This is a genomic window from Frankia sp. CcWB2, assembly GCF_977927585.1.
Genome location: NZ_CDWRCM010000159.1, coordinates 3,618 through 6,669 on the forward strand (window position 1 = coordinate 3,618; position 3,052 = coordinate 6,669).

The window sequence follows — 3,052 nt, forward strand, 5'->3', positions numbered from 1 at the left end:
CCGTCGGGGAACGCGCGCTGCCGGTCCGCCGCGAGCCGAAGGGCGAGGCGGGTCTTCCCGACCCCCCCGGGCCCGGTCAGCGTGAGCAACCGGGCGCCGGACAGCAACCGCAATGCCTCTGCCAGCTCCCGTCTGCGACCGACGAAGCTGGTCAGTTCCGCCGGCAGGTTCGACCTTCCACGTCCGGACACATACAACACCGTCCCGCTACCTGCGGGGGGACACAACTGGGGCGGACAGGTAGTGAAACAGGTAGTTCTCCCGTCCCCGCACGCCGGTCCGTCGCTCAGGCTGTGCCAATGCCGAGAACGCAGACTGCACTGCCGGCAGCCTTGGGATGCCAGGCGCCGGAGCCGCGGCGACTGGCGCGGTACCCCAGCCTGATCATGGCGCTGCCCCCGCAGCCGACGTCAGCGCGGGCAGCCCGCCGGTTCGTGTGGGACGCACTGAGTGGAGGGAGATGTCCACCTCGTCGAGCCCACTGAGCTGCTGGTGAGCGAGCTGGCCAACACAAGCCCCTTGATATCGTCGATACCAGCCCTGTGCACTTATGACGAAGTAAATTTCATGCGAGACCAAGCATGCGAGACCAAGTGCGAAAATCCAGCCGGCAGACGAGGCCGACCCGCACCCCCCTGCAACTTCGACAAATCCCTGATTTGATGACCAACGAGAAAGCCCATTCAATGGGGGGCGTGCCGACGATTCGGCGGACGACCTCCGAAACTGATGTCGTGGTAGTCGGTGCCGGCATCGTAGGCCTGGCGAACGCCCTTCAGCTTGCCAAACGAGGCCTGCGAGTAACGCTGATCGACAACCTTCGCGACAAGAAACACAGCTACAAGGTCGGAGAGTCGTTCCTAGGCTTCACAAGTGCTTTTCTCCGCACTGTGGGCGAGCTGGACAAATTCATCACCGAGAAATCATTCGCGAAACTCGGTGTATGGTTCTCCCACGGCACGGAGAACAGATCAGACTTCCGCGACGCCACCGAGTGGGCCATCAATGCCGACCCGAATCCGCCGCACTATCTCTACGATCTTGCGCCCGACAAGAAGTGGTTCCGCTGCATGTTCCTCGACATGCAGATCGTCCGCCCCGAAGCGGAGGATGCGATGTGCGCGGCCGTCCGACGGCGTGCTGGAATAACTTTCGTCGACACCGCCCGAGTGAGCGACATACAGATCTCCCCGGGAGCGGACTGGCATCAGGTGGAATGGCTTAACGGCACAACCGGAAACAGTAACATCATCCGGGCGCGCTGGGGCGTCGACTGTTCTGGGCGCAACCGGTTGTTGGCCCGTGGCCGCGGACATGCCGCGGAGCGGCGGGAGCTGACTGACGGATTTCAGACGACGGCCGTCTGGGGCCAGTTCGAGGGCGTGACCGACGGTCTGTTCGGTGACGAGTGGACGCATACCTTCCCTAACGGCCGCAATACGCAACGCGACCTGTACACCGTACATTTGTGGGGGGGCGGTTACTGGATCTGGGTCATCCGGCTCTCGAAGGACCGGATCAGCGTCGGTGCGACTTTCGACCAGCGGTCGGCGCCACCCGGCCGAACTCCGCAGGAGCAGTTCTGGAATCTCATCCGGCGGCACCCCGTCCTCGACAAGGTAATCGCACCGGAGTCGCTCCTTGAGTTCCGGACCTACCGCAACGTCCAGCACTGGACCGACACGTTCGTCAGCCCGCAGCGATATGCAATGGTAGGCGACGCGGGCAGCATCATCGACGCCTACTACAGCCAGGGAATCGCGCTGGCCCTGGTGACCAGTTGGCATCTCGCCAACATTGTCCAGGACGACGTCCGCTCCGGGCACCTGGACCGGGCGTATATCGAGCGGGTGAACCGAGCCACTCGCCAGGACTGGCACATGCTGCGCGCGATGGTCCGTGAAAAGTACACTGCCGCGATCGCGGACCCTCGCTTCTTCGTGTTGTCCCACGTGCTCGACATGATGGTCTTCTGGTCGGTGGGCAGCACCCGTTCAGCGATCACCCGATGGCTCGTCGACACCGAGGGCGACACCACTCGGGAGACCCCGAAGCACCGCCGCGTCCGGCGGCGTCTCCAATCCACGCTGTTCTACTCCCGGGCCCCGCTGTGGCGGTGGTTGCCGCCGGAAACCGTGCATTGGATACAGAGCCGGCTACAGGCCAACCTCGCTGCCCGCGCACGCTGGCGGCTGGATCACGGTGTCAAGCTACCAACGGTCCGTAGCGTCCAGAACGTCACCGCGCCGCTGCCTAAGGGGACGTAATGAAGTAACAAATACGTGATCGAGAGCATCATCGCAGGTCACAGGCCTGTGGAGGGTTCGAAACGCGCAAGTTATTTCATTTCGACTCCTAAGCTGTGGTGGCTGGCGATCGGCGGGGACCGGGGACGAGATATTTCAGCTCATGACCTGGTGGAACCCGCGGAACTACGACCTGAGGGCACCGCGACCTGGTTGGACCGGTTACCCGTGCCGGCCAACACCCGATTGCGGTGGGTGATCCGGCTGCGGCCGTACGCCCTGCTCGCCGGATTCACCGCCGCCTATCTGTGGGACGGGGCGGACACGGCGGTCCGACGCCTACGCCTGCTTGTACGCCGCCCCAGCGACAGCGCGACGGCCAGCGAATTCGCTAACCGCGCGGCCTTACTGAGGAAGGATGAATGAAAGCCGTTACCACTGGGCGACCGATCGCCTACCTACATTTTGACTCGCAGCATGCGGAGTACCCACAGATCGTTACTACCCTGGCTGACTACGGTGTCACGGCAGTCGCGGTTCACCTCGACAACGTGCACGCCGTCGACTGGACAGCGTTCGATGGCGTGAACCTACGAATGTGCCGCGGCTTCCACGAGCGGCCCGACTTCCTTGACAAGATCCGGAAACTTTACCTGGAGCTGGACGGGAAGATTCACATTCTGAACTCGATGCGGGTGGCCGTCGGGACGCTCGACAAACGGCGGTACCTGTCAGAGCTCGAACAGGACGGCATCGCGGTGATCCCGACCCGGTGGGTTTCCCGGGGCGAGGACGTGACGATTGAC

3 protein-coding genes and 1 pseudogene are annotated in these 3,052 nt (G+C 63.3%); 3 read left to right on the forward strand and 1 reads right to left on the reverse strand.

The window, feature by feature from the left end; translation table 11 throughout:
• Positions 1 to 191 (reverse strand): hypothetical protein (locus tag ACY45C_RS15830; RefSeq protein ID WP_462188359.1); only part of this gene is annotated, 191 nt, incomplete at its 3' end.
• Positions 192 to 662: 471 nt separating this feature from the next.
• On the opposite strand from ACY45C_RS15830, the gene ACY45C_RS15835 reads away from it, so the two are divergent.
• From ACY45C_RS15835 to ACY45C_RS15845, 3 genes and pseudogenes are all read left to right on the forward strand, one after another.
• Positions 663 to 2,267 (forward strand): NAD(P)/FAD-dependent oxidoreductase, encoded by a 1,605-nt coding sequence (locus tag ACY45C_RS15835; RefSeq protein ID WP_462188360.1) that lies wholly within the window; start codon positions 663 to 665, stop codon positions 2,265 to 2,267.
• Positions 2,268 to 2,315: 48 nt separating this feature from the next.
• A complete protein-coding gene (locus tag ACY45C_RS15840) occupies positions 2,316 to 2,672 on the forward strand; it encodes a hypothetical protein (RefSeq protein ID WP_462188361.1) in 357 nt (118 codons plus the stop codon).
• A pseudogene (locus tag ACY45C_RS15845) lies at positions 2,669 to 3,052 on the forward strand (hypothetical protein); the annotation flags it as partial. The gene ACY45C_RS15840 and the pseudogene ACY45C_RS15845, both read left to right, overlap by 4 nt.